This window comes from Vibrio methylphosphonaticus, assembly GCF_023634655.1.
Taxonomy (GTDB): Bacteria; Pseudomonadota; Gammaproteobacteria; order Enterobacterales; family Vibrionaceae; genus Vibrio; species Vibrio methylphosphonaticus.
In genome coordinates this window covers 131351-149413 of the sequence record NZ_JAMKMS010000002.1, presented here as the reverse complement: position 1 = coordinate 149413, position 18063 = coordinate 131351, and the positions used below count along the sequence as shown (strand labels likewise).

The 18063-nt window shown below is 44.7% G+C and carries 20 protein-coding genes; 10 read left to right on the top strand and 10 right to left on the bottom strand.

The window, feature by feature from the left end:
* Positions 1–21 precede the first annotated feature (21 nt).
* A complete protein-coding gene (locus M9196_RS03020) occupies positions 22–246 on the bottom strand; it encodes a DUF2909 domain-containing protein (protein WP_250616052.1) in 225 nt (74 codons plus the stop codon).
* A 13-nt stretch (positions 247–259) separates the two neighbouring features.
* On the opposite strand from M9196_RS03020, the gene M9196_RS03015 reads away from it, so the two are divergent.
* From M9196_RS03015 to cyoE, 4 genes are all read left to right on the top strand, one after another.
* Entirely contained in the window at positions 260–1048 is a 789-nt protein-coding gene (locus tag M9196_RS03015; RefSeq protein ID WP_250616051.1) for an SURF1 family protein, read from the top strand.
* Positions 1045–1665 carry a hypothetical protein gene (locus tag M9196_RS03010; protein WP_250616050.1) on the top strand — a complete coding sequence of 207 codons (621 nt, stop codon included), beginning with the start codon at positions 1045–1047 and terminating at the stop codon, positions 1663–1665. Before M9196_RS03015 ends, M9196_RS03010 begins: the two co-directional genes overlap by 4 nt.
* A gap of 89 nt (positions 1666–1754) precedes the next feature.
* Positions 1755–2948 carry a COX15/CtaA family protein gene (locus M9196_RS03005; RefSeq protein WP_250616049.1) on the top strand — a complete coding sequence of 398 codons (1194 nt, stop codon included), beginning with the start codon at positions 1755–1757 and terminating at the stop codon, positions 2946–2948.
* The gene (gene cyoE / locus M9196_RS03000) at positions 2945–3961 is read left to right on the top strand and encodes a heme o synthase (RefSeq protein WP_250616048.1); all 1017 of its coding nucleotides are present in this window, start codon (positions 2945–2947) and stop codon (positions 3959–3961) included. The genes M9196_RS03005 and cyoE overlap by 4 nt, the downstream gene beginning before the upstream one ends.
* An 83-nt stretch (positions 3962–4044) precedes the next feature.
* Here cyoE and M9196_RS02995 read toward each other — a convergent pair whose 3' ends face one another.
* The 4 genes from M9196_RS02995 to M9196_RS02980 are packed head-to-tail and all read right to left on the bottom strand — an operon-like array spanning position 4045 to position 7355.
* A complete protein-coding gene (locus M9196_RS02995; protein ID WP_250616047.1) occupies positions 4045–4956 on the bottom strand; it encodes an amino acid ABC transporter permease in 912 nt (303 codons plus the stop codon).
* Between the two features lie 3 nt (positions 4957–4959).
* Complete coding sequence (locus M9196_RS02990) at positions 4960–5784, bottom strand: transporter substrate-binding domain-containing protein (RefSeq protein WP_250616046.1); 825 nt, start codon at positions 5782–5784, stop codon at positions 4960–4962.
* A 27-nt stretch (positions 5785–5811) separates the two neighbouring features.
* Positions 5812–6633 carry an amino acid ABC transporter permease gene (locus M9196_RS02985; RefSeq protein ID WP_250616270.1) on the bottom strand — a complete coding sequence of 274 codons (822 nt, stop codon included), beginning with the start codon at positions 6631–6633 and terminating at the stop codon, positions 5812–5814.
* Positions 6633–7355, bottom strand: coding sequence for an amino acid ABC transporter ATP-binding protein (locus M9196_RS02980; RefSeq protein ID WP_250616045.1), 723 nt, complete (start codon positions 7353–7355; stop codon positions 6633–6635). Before M9196_RS02980 ends, M9196_RS02985 begins: the two co-directional genes overlap by 1 nt.
* Positions 7356–7653: 298 nt before the next feature.
* Here M9196_RS02980 and hcp point away from each other — a divergent pair, with 298 nt between their 5' ends.
* Positions 7654–9315, top strand: coding sequence for a hydroxylamine reductase (hcp, locus tag M9196_RS02975; protein WP_250616044.1), 1662 nt, complete (start codon positions 7654–7656; stop codon positions 9313–9315).
* A gap of 92 nt (positions 9316–9407) precedes the next feature.
* Positions 9408–10454, top strand: coding sequence for a hybrid-cluster NAD(P)-dependent oxidoreductase (locus M9196_RS02970; RefSeq protein ID WP_250616043.1), 1047 nt, complete (start codon positions 9408–9410; stop codon positions 10452–10454).
* Positions 10455–10545: 91 nt separating this feature from the next.
* Here M9196_RS02970 and M9196_RS02965 read toward each other — a convergent pair whose 3' ends face one another.
* Together M9196_RS02965 and M9196_RS02960 are read right to left on the bottom strand one after the other, a co-directional pair.
* The gene (locus M9196_RS02965; protein WP_250616042.1) at positions 10546–10893 is read right to left on the bottom strand and encodes a hypothetical protein; all 348 of its coding nucleotides are present in this window, start codon (positions 10891–10893) and stop codon (positions 10546–10548) included.
* A 182-nt stretch (positions 10894–11075) separates the two neighbouring features.
* A complete protein-coding gene (locus M9196_RS02960; RefSeq protein ID WP_250616041.1) occupies positions 11076–11966 on the bottom strand; it encodes a LysR family transcriptional regulator in 891 nt (296 codons plus the stop codon).
* An 87-nt stretch (positions 11967–12053) separates the two neighbouring features.
* Between M9196_RS02960 and M9196_RS02955 the strand changes: the two genes are divergently transcribed.
* A complete protein-coding gene (locus M9196_RS02955; protein WP_250616040.1) occupies positions 12054–13271 on the top strand; it encodes a multidrug effflux MFS transporter in 1218 nt (405 codons plus the stop codon).
* Positions 13272–13281: 10 nt separating this feature from the next.
* Here M9196_RS02955 and mtgA read toward each other — a convergent pair whose 3' ends face one another.
* Positions 13282–13947, bottom strand: coding sequence for a monofunctional biosynthetic peptidoglycan transglycosylase (gene mtgA / locus M9196_RS02950; protein ID WP_250616039.1), 666 nt, complete (start codon positions 13945–13947; stop codon positions 13282–13284).
* A gap of 176 nt (positions 13948–14123) precedes the next feature.
* On the opposite strand from mtgA, the gene M9196_RS02945 reads away from it, so the two are divergent.
* A complete protein-coding gene (locus tag M9196_RS02945; RefSeq protein ID WP_250616038.1) occupies positions 14124–14804 on the top strand; it encodes a lipid-binding SYLF domain-containing protein in 681 nt (226 codons plus the stop codon).
* Between the two features lie 93 nt (positions 14805–14897).
* On the opposite strand, the gene M9196_RS02940 is transcribed toward M9196_RS02945, so the two are convergent.
* Positions 14898–16244 (bottom strand): MATE family efflux transporter, encoded by a 1347-nt coding sequence (locus tag M9196_RS02940; RefSeq protein ID WP_250616269.1) that lies wholly within the window; start codon positions 16242–16244, stop codon positions 14898–14900.
* A gap of 100 nt (positions 16245–16344) precedes the next feature.
* Between M9196_RS02940 and M9196_RS02935 the strand changes: the two genes are divergently transcribed.
* Together M9196_RS02935 and M9196_RS02930 are read left to right on the top strand one after the other, a co-directional pair.
* Complete coding sequence (locus tag M9196_RS02935; protein WP_250616037.1) at positions 16345–17313, top strand: LysR family transcriptional regulator; 969 nt, start codon at positions 16345–16347, stop codon at positions 17311–17313.
* Positions 17314–17420: 107 nt separating this feature from the next.
* On the top strand, positions 17421–17663 hold the full coding sequence (locus M9196_RS02930) for a hypothetical protein (RefSeq protein WP_250616036.1): 243 nt from the start codon (positions 17421–17423) through the stop codon (positions 17661–17663).
* Positions 17664–17875: 212 nt separating this feature from the next.
* On the opposite strand, the gene M9196_RS02925 is transcribed toward M9196_RS02930, so the two are convergent.
* Positions 17876–18055 (bottom strand): hypothetical protein, encoded by a 180-nt coding sequence (locus M9196_RS02925; protein ID WP_250616035.1) that lies wholly within the window; start codon positions 18053–18055, stop codon positions 17876–17878.
* Between the last annotated feature and the right edge of the window lie 8 nt (positions 18056–18063).

Genomic DNA, 18063 nt, shown 5'->3' with positions numbered 1-18063 from the left:
GAAGAGCCGATGGCTGAGATTCTAATAAGGTCTGACATTGGGGACTAAAATACCGCTTTTGAGGGCAATAATTAGCAAAATAACCACTATAGCAGAGAAAATTACGCGTCGTCCAAGGTAGTAGCTCATCGGTTTTCCAGAGGTTGTGTCGTCTTTTACCATTCGAATCAGAGCAAGGGCTAAATTGAAAATAATGAAGAGTAGCAGCAGTACTAAAACAACTTTAAATACTAACGGGGTCAACATAGGGGCTCCTAGTATGCTGTCAGGTTGGTTTTGGGCAGCGTTGATTTTAACTGTGGTCGTGTTTTCGTTATTGGTCAAATTGGGTTTCTGGCAATGGGAGCGTGGGGTAGAAAAACAAGATATTGAATCCATGCTTGTAGAGCGCGCTCAGCAACTGCCTGCGCAACTCTCAGAGCTGGACATCCCTACAGCGGCTGCCACCGGGAACACGGATGATCCCCAATATGACTATTACGCTTTTCTTGGTTTTCCTGTACTCGCAAACTTGCAACCTGAACCAATTTTATTTTATTTAGATAATCAGACAGTTGATGGCAAAGTCGGCTATTTGGTGTACCAGCTCATGCGAGATTCTGTGGGCCGTCGTATTCTGATTGAATTAGGTTTCGCTCCGGTGGTGGGCAGTCGAGATGTACTGCCTTTTGTTTCTCCCTTTACTGGTAATAAGAAAGTAAGGGGGCGCTTGTATCAAAAGCAACCCAATCCATTAGGAAACATGCTGTATTTAGAAACATTGTCTACGTTGCAAGAAGTTAAGGCAGGCGTCTATACCTACCATAGGATTCAAAATTTAAATTTAGCTGATTTAGCTGAGTGGTTGTCACAACCTTTGCTTAGTTGGGTCATCCAGCCCACCGATGGATCAACGGGTAATGTGCACCCTTGGAAGCCGATATCGATGAATTCGAACAAGCATTTTGGTTATTCAATGCAATGGTTTTCTATGGCGGTGGTGTTTGCATTAATCATGCTTGTTGTCGTAAGAAGAATGTTTAAGTCATCGCGCAAGGAGGCGTTATGAGCAAAGAGAATACGTTACAGCACCAATATAAAAATCCCTCACGCTCGTTAGGAAAGCATGATAAAGCGGGGCCCAATCGTCGTGCTCAATGGAAAGGTCGGCTGACTTTGCTTGTGCTTATTTTGTTCTTTACCCTGCCTTTTATTTTCGCCAAAACTATTTTGTCTAATCATTGGTATCAATCTGGTGTGACAAACCACGGAGTACTTGTTGAGCCAAGAATGACCTTTGAAGATCTTGGCTTAAATAACCCTTTACAACGCGACACCTGGCAACTTGGTTATGTACTTCCTAGCGTCTGCCAAGTCGAGTGTCAGAATCGTTTATATGTCTTGGGACAGACGTATATTGCGTTGGGACGTCACCAAGAGCGAGTGACGCCTGTGGTTTATGTGTTACCCGGTCAAACGTTGCCTGAATTGCCTGACTCGGTGATGTTGATAGAGGTTAATCCCCAGTTTGTAAGCGTGGTTCCAGAAGAAGGGTATGTGATCGTTGATACATTAGGGCAGCTCGTTATGTCTTTTGAAGCGTCAAACGCTGAGAATGAGGCGTCACACAGTAAAGGATTGCTAACGGATTTTCGAAAGTTACTTAAGCTGTCGCGTGTCGGGTGAAACATGGCGTGACTGAATTCAGGGTTTATTGGCATTAGCGCTGACGTTTCGCTACTTGGATGCAGAAAATGAGATAACAAGGAGTCGCTATGAAGTTGATTCATTTAATCAGATTAAGTTTAGTGCTGACTGTGATTGTCATTGCGATGGGGGCTTATACGCGTTTGGCAGATGCGGGGCTTGGTTGTCCAGACTGGCCAGGTTGTTATGGTCAGTTGATGGTGCCTACGGATAAAGTAGCGGTGCAAGTGGCTAACACGCTTTATCCAGAAAGGGCAGTGGAGCAAGACAAAGCATGGCTTGAAATGATACATCGTTACCTAGCGGGCGGTTTGGGGTTGCTGGTGTTTATGATCACCGTGGTTGGCATTGCTAAAGAACGTCACAAACTTGGCTGGTTGTTACCTTTGTCTTTGTCGGTTGTTATCGTTTTTCAAGCAGCTCTGGGTATGTGGACGGTAACATTGAAACTCATGCCGATTGTCGTAATGGGGCACTTACTGGGTGGCTTTACCATGTTCTCATTGCTGTTTTTTAGTTATCTAAGGTTGCGACCTAGTGTGGAAGTTGATAGGCAAATAGGCAACAGCGATGTGTCGGTGTCACCACCACGCAGGCCTTTCCTACCAAAAGTGATTCCGCCGAGTCACGTGCCAGAGCCTACGTCACTTTCCAGACAAGCGTCTGCACCAGAGTTGCCCAAAACACTTAAATATCTAGCTGCAGCTGCACTCGTCGTCACCATCATACAAATTATGCTTGGCGGGTGGACATCCTCCAATTACGCAGCCGTAGTTTGCACAAGCTTACCGATATGTGAAGGGCGTTGGTTTGAATCCTTGGACTTTATTACCGCGTTTACCCCCGCACATTTAGGGGTAGAAAGCTATGAGTTTGGGATTTTAGATTATGCCGCACGCATGACGATTCATGTTACGCATCGTATAGGCGCAATGCTGGTTACGGTTGTAGTGGGTGTGCTTATTCTTCAGTTAATACGCCAGCCACACAATGCCTTTAAGCGTTTAGGTAGAGCATTAGCCACGATGTTAGTGGTGCAATTATTACTTGGTGTAAGCAATGTCGTGTTTCATTTGCCATTGGGTGTTGCTGTGCTTCATAACCTTGGAGCAGCGTTGCTTTTATTAACGTTGATTCACACGAATTACGTCATTCGCACTGTGCGGGTGACGACGCATAGCAAGCCTACGTTTAGTGTTATCGAATCCTATGATGAGATCCCACATGCGCAAGCTTCTGGAGATAAGGAGAGTTCTCTATGAATAAAGTAACGGCAGTATCCTCAGTGGCTGGTACCTCAGCGGCTGGCTCCTCAGTGACAGTAGCCCCAGCGGCGGCTTCCACGCAGGCTGGTGGTGTTTCGCTTATTCCTTCTTCGCGTAGCGCAACAGTTAAAGTTGCTACAACTCACCAATCTGACTGGAGAGTTTATCTCACGCTTACCAAACCTAAAGTCGTGGCGCTCATGATCCTGACCGCGCTAGTTGGGATGTGCTTGGCGGTTCCAGGGTCATTACCTTTACAGCAAACGATCATGGGATTGGCTGGGATTGCATTGATGGCAGGTTCCGCAGCGGCGTTTAACCATCTGATTGACCGTCGAATTGATGGGATTATGGCTCGTACCCATAAACGTCCATTACCGTCGGGTGATTTGAGTGTATTTAAAGTGTCGGTGTTTGCCTCAGGGATTGGAGTGGCGGGTTTTGTCATTCTAGCCGCAACCGTCAATTGGCTAACGGCATGGCTTACCTTTGCTAGTTTATTGGGTTATGCGGTGGTGTATACCTTGTACCTGAAACGAGCGACGCCGCAAAACATTGTTATTGCAGGGATTGCGGGGGCGATGCCGCCACTGCTTGGTTGGACTGCGGTTACCGGCGAACTTCATGCCAATGCTTGGTTATTGGTCATGATCATCTTTATTTGGACACCGCCTCACTTTTGGGCGCTGGCGATTCACAGAAAGGACGATTATGCGAAAGCGGACATTCCAATGTTACCTGTGACCCATGGCGTCGAGTACACGAAAACCTCCATTTTGCTCTATACCATTTTATTGGCGTTAGTGTGTCTGATGCCAGCGCTGGTGGGAATGACCGGGCTGCTCTATCTCATCGGCTCAACAGCTTTAAGTGCTGGCTTTATTTATTATGCGTGGAAATTAAAATACGCAGCGGATGACAAAACAGCGATGGACACCTTTAAGTTCTCAATTATTCACTTAATGGTATTGTTTGTTATTCTGCTTGTGGATCACTATTTGCCTATTTAATGATAGGAATGAAAGTCAATGATAGGTATGAAAGTCAATCTCAATAATTAAGACTCAGTAACGCTCTCAAAGTCTGCCGTCCTTTATGTTAGGGGACGGTGAGATGATTCAAGGCGTTTAAAGAGTAGTGAAAGTGACAAGCATAAAATAAAGTAACACAAGCCAACGATCAGCCAAATTTCGAAGATCAGACCGGAAGAGTTAGCGATTTCGGTGCCAACAAATGTCATTTCTTGGATTGAGATTAAAGAAACAATCGAGGTGTCTTTTACTAAAGAAATAGCCTGTCCTGCGAGCGCTGCACTGATCATGGTTAGGACTTGCGGGGCAATAACCTGTTTATATTGACTCCAAGTCGATAACCCCAACGTCTTGCCTGCTTCCCATTGTCCTTTTGGTATTGCCGCCAACCCGGAACGAACGATCTCCGCTACGTACGCCGATGACAGTAGCCCAATGCAAATCACCCCAGACAGTAAATTCTCCCATAAGGCACTAGGACCAAATAGAAAAGATTGAATGCCATTGATAGCCCCTGAATGTTCTCTAAGAATGGCGGTTAGTCCAAGCAGTGGAATCAATTGGTTCGAAACAAAAAAGTAAAAAATAAAGATGAATACGAGTGGCGGTATATTCCTGACTAACTGAATGAATAAATTAGCAGGGATCGCCAATGCTTTAATCGCTGAGTGTTTGGCTAGCCCGAGAAATGTACCCAAAGATAAGGCTAGCAGCATTCCCCATAGACTAAGTCGAAGTGTTGAAAGAATACCTTGAACAAAATAGGGCAGACTGCCATCTGCCCTTGGAGTGAAAACCAACGCGAATGCTTCGCTCCAGCGCCACTGGTAGTGGATACCAATAGATGAGCGATAACCAAGCCACACAGCCAACATCGCCACGAGAGTTAACAAGACAACATCGAGCATGTTTAGGCGCCAACGTAATACGCGTGGTTGGCGAGACTTGGTTGCAAGTGCGTTGGGTTTGCTCATTATTTATTGTCCACTTGCAACTTGGTTTTGCCAGTCGAGGGTAGAAAACCAGTACTCGTAGCGTTCTTTTAACCAACCATCATCTGTACGTGCTTGGATCCATTGGTCAAAAAATGCTGTTTTATCATCTTCGCCTAAACGCACAGCAAACGCTTCATTACCTTTAGAGAGACGATCGTCAAACGGGATAAACAGAGCGTCTGAGTGTTTCACCGCTTCATGTTCAGGTTTTGGGCTAGAGGCAATAACAGCATGAGCATTGCCATTGAGGACTTCTTGGAACGCTTGTGCGTCGTCATCAAATTGGAGTACTTTCGCTTTTGGAAAGGTCTCGCGAGCGACTTGTACCGTATGGGCACCTCTACGGGCTGCAATTTTAATGCGTCGTGAGTTAAAGTCTTCAATGGTTGAAAAATCGCCAGCAAGCTTTTTACTTGCCGCAATTTGAACACCCGAGTGAGAGTATGGTTGCGTGAAGAGTACACTTTTGGAACGCTCAGGCGTGATGGATAGCCCGCCTATGATGACATCAAACTTTTGCGATAGTAGCGCTGGAATGATTCCGTCCCATGCTGTGGGTACAAACTCAACTTTCCAGCCTGAGTCTGCCGCTAATCGTTTTGCTACGTCGATTTCAAAGCCGACTAGATCGCCTTGCTTATCACGCATCGCCCATGGAACGAAGGTAGACATACCGACGCGTAAGGTACCTCGTTCATTAATCTTATCGAGATTGGGTGTGTCGCTGGCATAAGCACCAATGGAAGCGCTTAGCCCCAAAAGTAAAACGGTGGCCGCCTTGGTTATTGTCGTTAATGTCCTTTTCATCGTGTGGCTCCTTGAGTACAAATGAGGTTAGGTCTGTTTTTCGGTGTTTAGTCTATGCTCTAGCCAAGCTGAAACAGCCGATAGCGAGAGCGTTAATACTAGATATATTGCCGCAACGGTAAACCATATTTCAAAAGGCATTGCCGTTTCCGCAACGATATTTCGCCCTTCGGTAGTGAGGTCAAAAATCGCCATAACACTAACAATAGAAGAGTTTTTAATGAGTGAAACAACCTCATTGGTGAGAGGTGGCAGGGTACGGCGCACAACTTGAGGCAATATCACATCGTAATAGGTGAAGAAGGGTGACAGCCCGACGCTCTTACACGCTTCTTGTTGACCCTTTGGAATACTCATCAATCCCGCTCGGAGTATCTCCGCTGTGTACGCCCCCTGAAATAGAGCGAGAGCGAGAACAGCGGTCGAGAAGCGATCGAGCCCAATGATTGGACCGAAAACGAAGTATAGGAGGTAAATTTGTACGAGTAGAGGGGTGTTTCGAATTCCCTCAACGTAACCGTGCGCAATGCCTCGCCCCACTACTGAGTCTGAACGTTTGAGCAGAGCGGTGACCAAACCAAAGATGAGGGTGAAGATAAGTGCGACAGCACTAATTTGTATGGTCACTAACAAACCATCAAGTAGCTCAGCAGGCCACCATGTGCCATCTTCATAAAAGGCAAGGTAATCAGGTACTCGCTCCCATTGCCATCGGTATCCCATGTTTTGGGCACCACTATCTAGTAGCCATATTAGGCCACAGATAATAATAGCTATCTGCAATGTTGCTGAAGCGACTGGTTTAAGTATCTTTACCAGGGCTGATTGAGTTACGGCTTTTGATGTCATCAATGGTTAAGGATCTTATCTAAAAATGCTTTAGTACGAGGATGGGCGGGGGCGTCAAAGATAGTGCTCGGTGACGCTGATTCGATAATACGACCTTCATCCATAAAGACCACTTTGTCGGCGACCCGTTTAGCAAATCCCATTTCATGCGTGACACACAGCATCGTCATGCCTTCTTCAGCAAGCTCGATCATCACGTTGAGTACTTCACTAATCATTTCAGGATCGAGCGCGGAAGTGGGTTCGTCAAACAATAATATGGTGGGCTTCATGCATAGAGAACGAGCGATTGCAACGCGTTGCTGCTGTCCTCCAGAAAGCTGAGAGGGGTACTTGTGTGCTTGTTCGGCTATTTTAACTCGAGCAAGCATTTCTAGCCCGCGTTCATTTGCGGCGGCTTTTGATAATTTGAGCGTGCGAATAGGCGCTAATGTAAGGTTTTCAAGTACGGTCAGATGCGGGAAAAGATTAAAATGCTGAAACACCATTCCGACTTGTCCAGGAGCAATATCCTTGGCGTTATTGGGGTGGCCAAGAACGGTAATAGCACCACAATCGTGCTGTTCTAGCCCGTTAACGCAGCGAATGAGCGTCGATTTTCCAGAACCAGACGGCCCGCAAATAACGACGATTTCACCCTGTTTAACGCTCAGGTTGATAGCGTTGAGTGCTTGGAATTCACCAAACCATTTATCGACATTGTCAAAAACTACTGCGTTCACTAGAACTCATTTTCTTGTTATTTTTTGATACCTTACCAACAACGCTAACGGCTAACAATCCTTTAAATCTTGTTGATAGATTGAATATAGTGTCATTTTGACTGCAAAGTGTCTTTTGTTTATGGTGGTAGGTTGTCTAAATGACACAGTTACATTGTGGTTATATTGTTAAATTTCATTAAAATCAATGAATTATATTTTTATCTCTCTTGGCACGGTAAGTGCAATTAACCAGTAGCTAATAAATGGCTTTGGCAATGTACCAGAGCAAGGAATTTAAAACACTGGAGTTCAAAATATGTTCTGTATTCAATGCGAACAAACTATCCAAACCCCTGTATCTAAGGGCTGTTCATACACTCAAGGCATGTGTGGTAAAACATCTGAAGTATCTGATTTGCAAGATGTATTGGTTTATACGTTACAAGGTGTTTCTTTTTGGGCTGAGCAGGGCCGCAAAGTAGGCATTATTGATCAAGAGATTGACCAATGGGCACCTCGTGCATTTTTCTCAACATTAACCAATGTAAACTTCGATCCTGAGCGTATCATCGAGCTCGCTAACCTAGCGGCGACTTATAAACAGCGACTGCAAGAACAAGTTACGGCGGCGGCAACCCTGCTAGGTATTCAGCTTGATCCTTTGTCACCAGCGGCATTATTCGACCTACCTATCACAAAAGAAGCGCTGTTAGCGTTTGCACCAATAGCGGCAGTAAACCGTGGCCACGATAGTTTACATGAAGACGTCATTGGGCTTCGTTTGTTGTGTCTTTACGGCTTAAAAGGGGCAGCTGCTTATCTAGAGCATGCTCGAGTGCTGTCACAAACCGATGAGGCCGTCTATGCAGAATACCATCAGATCATGTCTTGGTTAGGCACTGACCCAACTGAACTTGAAGCCTTACTCAATACTTCTATGCAGATTGGTTTGATGAACTACAAGATAATGGAGATGCTGGATAAAGGCGAAACAGATACCTTTGGTCACCCAGAGCCAAGCCAGGTGAATGTTAAGACCATTCAAGGTAAGTGTATTCTCGTCTCTGGACATGACCTACATGATTTGGAAAAAATTCTGCAACAAACGGAAGGCAAAGGCATTAATGTGTACACCAATGGTGAAATGCTTCCTGCACATGCCTATCCTGAACTTAAAAAATACCCTCATTTAGCGGGTAACTACGGCAGCGCTTGGCAAAATCAGCAAAAGGAATTTGCAAACTTCCCTGGTGCTATTGTTATGACCTCTAATTGTCTATTGAACCCAGATGTAGGTCAATATGCTGATCGCCTGTTTACTCGTAGCATTGTTGGTTGGCCGGGTGTCGTGCATCTTGAAGGTGACGATTTTAGTGCCGTGATTGAGTGCGCACTTGCATTAGAAGGCTTTAAGCACAACGAAATTGAACACATGATTACGGTTGGATTTGGTCGCAATGCGCTGATGCAAGCGGCGCCTGCTGTAGTTGAGCAAGTGAAAGCTGGCGCGATCAAGCACTTCTTCTTAGTCGGCGGTTGTGATGGCGATAAGTCTGAGCGTAGTTACTACACCGATTTCACCGCTCAGGCTCCAGAGGACAGTGTTATCTTAACATTAGCCTGCGGTAAATTCCGTTTCAATAAGAATGAGTTCGGCAGTATTAACGGTATTCCGCGCTTACTGGATGTAGGGCAATGTAATGATGCGTATTCAGCGATTCAATTGGCGTTAGCACTTGCAGACGAGTTTGACTGTGGCATCAACGAATTGCCATTGACACTTGTGTTGTCTTGGTTTGAGCAAAAAGCGATCGTTATTTTGTTGACGCTTTTTGCACTAGGCGTGAAAGGTATTTATACCGGACCAACCGCTCCCGCTTTCTTAACGGATAACCTACTGAAAATCATGCAAGACAAGTTTGATATGCGTGGTATTACAACGGTTGAAGAAGATCTTAAAACTATCTTAGCGGCGTAGTGAATATCCAGCGAGCTGAATTTGATCGCAATGTAGTGGAGTAAATGGTAATGGTGCCTTAAGGCACCATTACCGATTGTTAGGAGAGTAATATGGCATGGTCTCAGTCGGGGGCAGTGGAACTTACGTGCACGAAAAAATGGGTTGAAACACCAGATTCAGTCACATTTGAGTTGTCGCCAAATCGTCACAACGTCACGTTTCAGTTTAAGCCTGGTCAGTTTTCATCATTAGGTTTTGACATCGAGGGCGATAAACATTTTCGAGCTTACTCTATTAGTTCAAAGCCCGGAGATAGCAAATTACGTTTTACAGTGAAACGCGTAGCGAATGGCTTGGTGTCCAATCATGTTGTTGAACAGCTAGAGGTTGGTCAGTTGGTTGAGGCAATGGCGCCCATAGGCAAATTCAACAATGTAGACTGTTCACCTCAAGACAAGGTGCTCATGATTAGCGCCGGATGTGGTATCACACCAGTAATGTCGATGGTCGATGATTGGTTAGCTAGTGATACTTGTGTAGATATCGAATTTTTGCATTTAGCGAAAAGTAAACAAGATGCGATCTATTTCAATAAAATCAGTCGATTGAATGATTCCGTAGAACACTTCAATCTTAAAATGTTGCTCGAAGATAGCAGTGGGACTGATTACCCACAGGGCTTAATTAGCCTAGAGTGGTTGCAAACATTAGTAGCGGACTTTCACGATCGCACGATTTATTTGTGTGGACCAACTGGGTTTATGCAAGTGGTTAAATCAGCATTAGAGCAAGCTGATTTCGACATGTCGAATTTCCATCAAGAGAGCTTTACTCCTGCAGAACCCGAGCCTGTTGTGCAAGATACGGCACCGGAGATTAGCCAACATGTTGCCTCGGTGAAAGTCATGGTTCCCGACTTTGGTGTCGAGCTGGATGCAGAGGCGGGCAGTTTGCTACTGGATGCGTTAGAAAAAGGTGGAGTGCCTGTCATTGCGGCTTGTCGCAGCGGTATTTGTGGGTCTTGTAAATGTAAAGTGAAAGTAGGCCAAGTACTGTCTTCAAGTAAAGAGACATTAACGGAGCAAGACATTGAAAATGGTTTTGTATTAGCCTGCTCTAGCCAAATACAGTCAGACGTTGAAGTGGCGCTAACTTAGTGTTTCATGCTAACCGTTGATAGAAGGTGGCGATTGTCGTCACCTTTTTGTTTGAGATATAACTATCTATACTGACTCACCTTAACGCTATTCATTCCATCATTAATGGGGAGGATAGGCGAATCGTGATAGTGATAACAAGAACGATGATATAAATAGATCGTCTCGTCAGTATTGTTTTATTTGAGTTTGAAATGGCGAGATAGACGCGGGCATTATAGAGCACACTGGCAATAAATAGCAGTAACGGAAGCTCTATGAGGTTACCAAGACTTTGCTGCCCAACACCAAAAGCGGCGAGCAATGACCAGCATCCGATCACCCAAATAGGAAGTAATGTATCAATCAGATGGAGTTGTTGATGCTGGTATGCTTTAAATCCAGCGAATCCTGTCAGTAAAAAGTAGCTGAGTAAGCAGGTAAAAAAGAAAACAGTCAACGCGAGACTCCAAGTGGACCTGAACACTCATTATTGCATAACGCTTCGCCAGTAACTGCGTGGAATTGTATAGAAAGTGTATGAGGTCATCATATTGTCATTGATGGATAACACCCTCCGAAGCTCGAGGTATCAAGGATCTCGTGAGCAAATTTAGTCGACAAACTAGGGGATAATCGGCGCTAAAGGGAGTCATTTGATTGGGCAAGTCGAGAGCGAATGTAATCCAAGAACAGCTTAGTTCGAGTGTGTTCATAGTCCAATGCCGGATAATAGGCGTATACAGTGGAATCCTCGGCTTGTATCTCGGGTAGTATCGGAGTAAGAGCGCCAGACTTGATATCTTCTTTGATCATAATATCGTTACTAATTAACACGCCCATGCCACTTTTTGCTGCGAAAAAGAGTGCTTCTGGGTTAGTCGTGGCAAAGTTGCCCGATAACATCACCCTTTGAGTTTTATTGATTTTGTATTCTCTTTGCGGGCGCTCGCCCCATATTAGGATGTTATGTGTTTTTAGCTGTTCAATTGATGTGGGCTCCCCATGTTGCTTAATATAGGAAGGGGCAGCATAAAAGCCTACTCTTTGCTCGAACAGCTTGGTCTGCTTCATACTCAAAGAGTTCATTTGCTCTATTTCACGGCTAATAAAAACATCGAGATTGGAGTCGGGTAATTGTCCCGGTGCGGTGGTGGTAAGCTGGATGCGAATTTCCGGGTATTGAGTGAGGAAGTCATGAAAGTACTGAACAAGAAACTTCGATCCTACCGCGATTGTCGCGCCAATCTTTAATAGACCTGCCGGAGTTTGATTGACCGAACGAGTTTCGTCGATGATTGATTGAAATCGATCCATCGAATCTTTTGCCCGCTGATAAAAGAGCGCGCCAGCTTCGGTTTGGGTGACTGAACGGGTTGTTCGTTTGAGCAGTTGGACGCCAATGACTTCTTCTAGCCAGTGAATCCGCTTACTGATCGCTGAGTTTGTGGTGTTCATTCGTCTAGCTGCACCATTGAAGCTGCCTTCCTCTACGACTTTGATGTAGCTATTGATACTTTGAATCCAATCCATAACTGCGCCTATTGTTTCCTATGAAGATATAATCTATTTCCATCATACTCTATTATCATAAACTAATACGCAATATAGAATGTGTATATGAATAGAGAACAGTCAACGTCATTTAATAAAACCCCGATGCTTTTGGCAATGATGATCATTGCGACAGGGCAGGTCGGTGTGAGTATTTATCTACCATCATTGCCTTTGATTAGTGAAACGCTGTCTCTCACGCAGGCGGATGCGCAAATGCTCGTCACATTATTTTTAGTTGGCTTTGGTCTATCGCAGCTATTTTATGGACCGTTATCAGATTCGATTGGCAGACGACCGGTATTTTTGCTTGGGCAGGGTATTTACATACTCGGTACACTGGTGTGCATCGTCTTTTCCGACCATCAAATCGCGTTGGAATCAGGTCGCTTGTTACAAGGGCTTGGCGCTGGCAGTGCATCGGTGCTTGGACGAAGCGTGCTGAGAGACAGCTATGATGGCAAGCAATTGACAAAAGCCCTGTCGTACATTTCGATGACCGCTTCTATTATGCCGATTGTCGCACCAGTGTTTGGCGGTTGGGTAGCATTTCAACTGGGTTGGCATGCTGTCTTTGTTTGTGTCCTTGCATACCTTATCGCAATCTACGTGCTTGGTTGGTTTATTTTGCCAGAAACCTTGCCGTATCGACCTAAACGTTTTGAGGTGAGAGGAATTGTACAAACCTATTCTAAGCTTATCGTTAACCCTCAGGTGATAGGCAGTGCTAGCTATAACTGGATCAGTTACTTAGGGGCTGTTGTCTCGTTGAGTATTTTTCCATTTCTAATGCAGCACGAGCTTGGTTTAACGGTTGCTGAGTACGGCACAATAATGATCATCCCCTCTGCCGGTTTATTGATGGGAAGCGTCTCGCTCAACATACTTAACCGCTACTTTTCAAACGCATGGCTGTTATTACTTGCGATTACTATTATGGCGCTTTCGGGCTTGTGGCTACTTATGACATCAATGTCCGTAATGAATCTAATATTTGCATTTACCTTGCTTACCGTTGCTCAGGGTTTGTCATTTCCAATTTCAATTAGCTTGCTTTTAGGGCCGCATAAATCTCAAGCTGGCGCTGTGTCAGCGCTGTCGGGATCGATTCAGATGATGGTTGCTGGAGTATTAGGGGCGTACCTGGTGGAGCATTGGATAGCCGGCTCTAAAAGCTTAGGCAGCTTCTATATTGTTTCTGCCGTTCTTATGGCATTGGTGTTATTGGTTAGCCAAGTTAAGCGTTATTCTTCACAAGCTGTTATTGAAGATAGTAAGGCGTAATTATGAAGGTTTACAATTGGATAGCTCCCAGATTACGCATTTGCTTTATAACCCATTGAGTTCGCTGCTGCACATAGGGCGTGGCAGGTACTGGGCTAATGCGATAGGGGTTGGGAAGCACAACCGCAAGCTGTGCACATTGTACGCGCGATAGCTGACTTGCAGGGGTGCCAAAGTAGAACTGACTGGCGGCTTCAACGCCATAAATTCCGGGCCCGAACTCAATGACATTGAGATAAAGTTCCATAATACGCTGTTTGCCTAAAATCAATTCCATTAAAATCGCAATATAGAGTTCATATGCTTTTCTAACGTACGTCTGACTCGGAAACAACAAGACATTTTTAGCCGTTTGTTGCGTGATGGTGCTCGCTCCCCGTCTAGATGAAGTGCTATTTTCACTTAACGCACTCAACGTTGAGTCTATATCGACACCATAATGGTGAGCAAATTGTTGGTCTTCTGATGCAATGACCGCCAACGTCATATCTGATGGTATCTGGTCAATGGGCAGCCAATTGTGAAGCACAGTATCTGGATAGCTTTCTGGTGGAAAAAAGGTACGGTTAATTTGCCAGCCCCAGACAGGAGGGTTAATAAATTTTAGCGATGTAACAAGTAAGATAGGTACACCGAAAAGAATAAGTAGTGTATTGATTAATATCTTCTTTATCATAAAATTTAAAAGGTTACTCTATGTCTGTATGTAGGGTATTGTAGATTGAACTTATCGCGGCGGCTAGTTTCAAGTGCCTTCCTCGTCGCTCTTTTTGCATTAATTTGAACTATCCACAGACATACTCGTCTATATCATCAGTGATGTTCAGCAGTAATGGTTTATTAAGGAACGATATGTTAGTTAACTTTGGGCGATACGCGACGCTAGTGGCTTGTTTAGCTGTAACACCATCGGTGTGGGCGCAGGGCAGTGAGTCAGCACCAGTGAGAGATGTCAGTGACACGTCACCAATTGCTGAAACGACAGCGATACCAGCAGAAAATCATGACACGGTTTCAAATTCATCGACGAGTAAAATTGACGCGACGATGAATCGCTTTAAAGAGGCGCAAGCTACCCACTCTTTTTTTGATAATGCTTACGGATACGCTGTCTTCCCAACTGTCGGGAAAGGTGGGTTTGGGCTTGGGGGCTCTTATGGAGAAGGGCAGGTGTTTCGTCAAGGTGTGCATGTTGGTGAAACGACCTTAGCTCAGTTAAGCTTTGGTTTACAGCTTGGGGCCCAAGCGTATAGTGAGATTATATTTTTTGAAACAAAAGCGGACTACTACGCCTTTACGAGTGGGAGTTTTGAGTTTGGCGCGCAAGCTTCTGCGGTCGCAATTACTTTAGGAGCGAGTGCTCAAGCAGGCTCCACCGGAGCTGGTGCTCAAGCGGGTGATAAGCAAAGCAAAGCCGCTTATATTAATGGGATGTCAGTGTTTACATTAACCAAAGGTGGGCTGATGTATGAGGCTGCCATCGGTGGGCAAGGATTTACCTTTGCCCCAAATGATAATTACGATAATCAATAAGAATGAATTGAAAAGCCTCCAAATTGAAATTTGGAGGCTTTGTGTCTCACGATAATCAAGCCCTGTTAATTAAGTCAATCTCTACTGTTGACGCTAACCGTTAGATGATGGCTGTAGTGGCTGGTTAATGTTTAGCTTCGCAACTAAATGTATAAGAAGCATGATGCCAGTGACGGCGAGTCCAACTAGAATACCGCCCCAAATCCCCGCCATTTGATAATGCTGCATGAGAAACCAAGCCGAAGGCAAGCCAAAGACCCAATATCCTATTCCACTCATAATGGTCGGTACAATCACGATCTTCATTCCGCGCAGGAGATTCATAGCAAGCAGTTGCCATGCGTCTACCACAAAACATAACGCTACAACCCACATTAGTGATGACAACATTTGCGTTAGGTGAGAATCCCCTTGTTCATCGAGCTGGAATAAGCTTGCGATAGCGTCTGGCCAAAGGAGAAACACTACCGCTAACACTGCGCTAAGTAAGGTAACGAGGGTAAAGCTGCGTTTTGCGGTGGCTTTAATACCCGTAAAATCGTCATTACCGAAATCTTTACCGACTAGAATAGCCGCAGCCTGTGAGAATCCAAAGTTTATGTTCCAAGTAAAACTGAGACACTGTAACAAAATTTGTTGGAGCGCTAACGCGGCCACTCCAATCATGCCAGACATCAGAGTTCCGCCGTAAATTAACCCCATTTCAAGCGCTGCTGCAACAGCGATAGGCAAGCCCATTGAAATCAGTGGCAATACCAGTTTCCATGTGTATTCTTCAAGATGCAGCCACGGGGCATATTTATAATAGACTGGGCGTTTAAACACCCAAACTCCATAGCCGATGAGCACAATAGATGCGGCGAGTACAGTACCAATACCTAAACCCGCAATCCCCATACCAAAACTAAATGCGAGCCAATAGCTAAGCGGTACATTGAGTATAACGGTCACAAGAGACATCACCATTACCGACTTTGCATCGCCAAAGTTGCTGGTGAGTCCGCGCAAGATCAATAGCAAAAGGGTAGGAAGCATTGCCCATTTAAGCGTATCCAAATACACCATGGCAATACTAATAGTGCTGTGAGGTTGCTTGGCAAGAACCAGAAACTGAGGCGCAAAAGCAAAGAGTAGTGTTAACGACACACTCAAGACAACGGACAGTATCACCGCGCCTTTGATGGCGAGTCGAATTTGTTTGTGTCCAAACTCAGGCCTAGCAACGGCTTGACCGTAGGCAATGGCAATTAAATTGGCTACACACCCTACTGTACTACCAGCAACTAAGAAAACAAACGTGTAAACGGACGCCCCCAATCCACCGCCTGCTAGGTCGGCAACGCTAAGTTTCGCCATCATCCAAACGTCGGTAAGAACTAACGCCATGGATATAAGTTGAGAAATAATAAGTGGGGTCGCAAGGGACAGGATTTTCTTCATGATAGCCTCAGGTGATAGTTGGGCTATTTTATATTGAAGCTGGTGGTGTTCAAGCAACATTTGTGTCACTCTGGCATGACTTAAACTCATGTGAGTAAATATGAACCCATATTCAACTATTCCCTATTCACACAATAGCCTTAAAGTGTTTGAGGTTGTCGCAAGGCATATGAGCTTTACGCTAGCGGCTAATGAGCTTCATGTCACTCAAAGTGCGGTTAGTCGCCAGGTTAAACAACTTGAGGATGAGTTAAACGCATCTTTAATTATAAGAGGTCATCGCAGCATACAGTTAACGTTAAAGGGCAAGGAGCTTTATGATGTATTGGGGCGTAACTATCTGGCATTGCAGTCATTACTGGATTCTTGGCGTATGCTGCCAAATCAAAAAATAGTCATTAGAGCCGCGTTAAGTTTCGCAACTCGAGCTCTGTTACCAAAGATACATCAGCTTAGTGAACGTTATCCTAACAATGAAATTGTCGTTATTCCCGTCATTGACGAAGAAGAGGGGCGACGCGCTGGGGATTATGATCTGTTTGTCTTTACCACGCGTTATGGAAAGCAATTTGAAGATGACCCTGACATACTATTTCTACGCGAGGAATACATGGCGCCGGTTTGTACTAAACCGTTAATGAACAATCATGGGGATATGAATACCTTATTATCGTTACCGAGACTTCACCCAACACTGGATCACCACGACTGGCAAGTATGGCTAAAGAAAATTGGTCATATTGATAACGAACCAGTAAGGAATTCAACGTTTTATACCCTTGATTTAACGCTTAGTGCGTGTTTGTCTGGTCAGGGCGTAGCCGTGACAGATTTGTTGCTGGCGTTGCCGGAACTTGAGCGAGAGTACCTTTTTTGTCCTCAAGAAGCTCCCGTCCACTATAGTGCATGGCGCTATTATTGCCACAAGCGAACCGACTCACCTATCGTTGATGAGTTGGTGGAGTGGCTAAAGCAGGAAACGCAGCATGAAATAGAACGGCTCACTCGTCTATCCCAACGACATAATTGGGGATTACCGATTGAGCTATTACCAAAAACTAGCGACTAATCACTGAAATCGTTGGCTGGACTTGGTAGGTTGCAAGTAGAAGTTAGCATGATCGGGACGTGTTGGTTATACAATCAAACACACCCAAGTAATATAGGTTTAACGACATGAGAAGCGGGATATTTTTATTAGCGTGTATTGCTATTACAGTTTGGATGATATTTGATTCAGGCAAATCTGAGCAGGTGTTGTCATTACTGAGCGAACTTAGCCTAGGTGATGTGACCATGCCAAGTATAGATGAGCTTGGGCAGTACATTAGTGAAGGGTTTTACTACATTGCACTATTGATTGGTGTTGTTTATCTAGGGCGAAAATTTAAAAGTCAGCGTCGTCGTCAAGGTTCATAGTGTCATGACAAGTGTGGTGTCACGGTAAGTATAGTGTCACGGTAAGTATCAAAAATTTGCCAACGAATGAGCAACAACTACGGAATACAAAAAAAGGCGTTAACGATTGCTATCGTTGACGCCTTTTTTTAGCAATGTCGTGGATAAGCCAGACTCGTATCGAAAACGATGCCGTCATTAGTCTGACGTGACACTGCTTACTTAATTAGCATCTAAGCTTTGCTAATTAGCCTGAGAATCGCTTTATTGATGCCGATCAGGTCATTGATAGACGCGGCACTGTTTAGCGCTTCTATAAGTGACTCTTTGCTACAACAAGGGATCATATCGATATTTTTAACCTTTCCAATGAGCGTACTTTGCATCAATTGAAACGTTTTTTCGTCAAACATGTAAGTAG

What these genes read in the sequence shown, in the direction of transcription:
- M9196_RS03020 (WP_250616052.1), bottom strand. Translation starts at nt 246, where the DNA reads ATGTTGACCCCGTTAGTATTTAAAGTTGTTTTAGTACTGCTGCTACTC.
- M9196_RS03015 (WP_250616051.1), top strand. Translation starts at nt 260, where the DNA reads ATGCTGTCAGGTTGGTTTTGGGCAGCGTTGATTTTAACTGTGGTCGTG.
- M9196_RS03010 (WP_250616050.1), top strand. Translation starts at nt 1,045, where the DNA reads ATGAGCAAAGAGAATACGTTACAGCACCAATATAAAAATCCCTCACGC.
- M9196_RS03005 (WP_250616049.1), top strand. Translation starts at nt 1,755, where the DNA reads ATGAAGTTGATTCATTTAATCAGATTAAGTTTAGTGCTGACTGTGATT.
- cyoE (WP_250616048.1), top strand. Translation starts at nt 2,945, where the DNA reads ATGAATAAAGTAACGGCAGTATCCTCAGTGGCTGGTACCTCAGCGGCT.
- M9196_RS02995 (WP_250616047.1), bottom strand. Translation starts at nt 4,956, where the DNA reads ATGAGCAAACCCAACGCACTTGCAACCAAGTCTCGCCAACCACGCGTA.
- M9196_RS02990 (WP_250616046.1), bottom strand. Translation starts at nt 5,784, where the DNA reads ATGAAAAGGACATTAACGACAATAACCAAGGCGGCCACCGTTTTACTT.
- M9196_RS02985 (WP_250616270.1), bottom strand. Translation starts at nt 6,633, where the DNA reads ATGACATCAAAAGCCGTAACTCAATCAGCCCTGGTAAAGATACTTAAA.
- hcp (WP_250616044.1), top strand. Translation starts at nt 7,654, where the DNA reads ATGTTCTGTATTCAATGCGAACAAACTATCCAAACCCCTGTATCTAAG.
- M9196_RS02970 (WP_250616043.1), top strand. Translation starts at nt 9,408, where the DNA reads ATGGCATGGTCTCAGTCGGGGGCAGTGGAACTTACGTGCACGAAAAAA.
- M9196_RS02960 (WP_250616041.1), bottom strand. Translation starts at nt 11,966, where the DNA reads ATGGATTGGATTCAAAGTATCAATAGCTACATCAAAGTCGTAGAGGAA.
- M9196_RS02955 (WP_250616040.1), top strand. Translation starts at nt 12,054, where the DNA reads ATGAATAGAGAACAGTCAACGTCATTTAATAAAACCCCGATGCTTTTG.
- mtgA (WP_250616039.1), bottom strand. Translation starts at nt 13,947, where the DNA reads ATGATAAAGAAGATATTAATCAATACACTACTTATTCTTTTCGGTGTA.
- M9196_RS02945 (WP_250616038.1), top strand. Translation starts at nt 14,124, where the DNA reads ATGTTAGTTAACTTTGGGCGATACGCGACGCTAGTGGCTTGTTTAGCT.
- M9196_RS02940 (WP_250616269.1), bottom strand. Translation starts at nt 16,244, where the DNA reads ATGAAGAAAATCCTGTCCCTTGCGACCCCACTTATTATTTCTCAACTT.
- M9196_RS02935 (WP_250616037.1), top strand. Translation starts at nt 16,345, where the DNA reads ATGAACCCATATTCAACTATTCCCTATTCACACAATAGCCTTAAAGTG.
- M9196_RS02930 (WP_250616036.1), top strand. Translation starts at nt 17,421, where the DNA reads ATGAGAAGCGGGATATTTTTATTAGCGTGTATTGCTATTACAGTTTGG.
- M9196_RS02925 (WP_250616035.1), bottom strand. Translation starts at nt 18,055, where the DNA reads ATGTTTGACGAAAAAACGTTTCAATTGATGCAAAGTACGCTCATTGGA.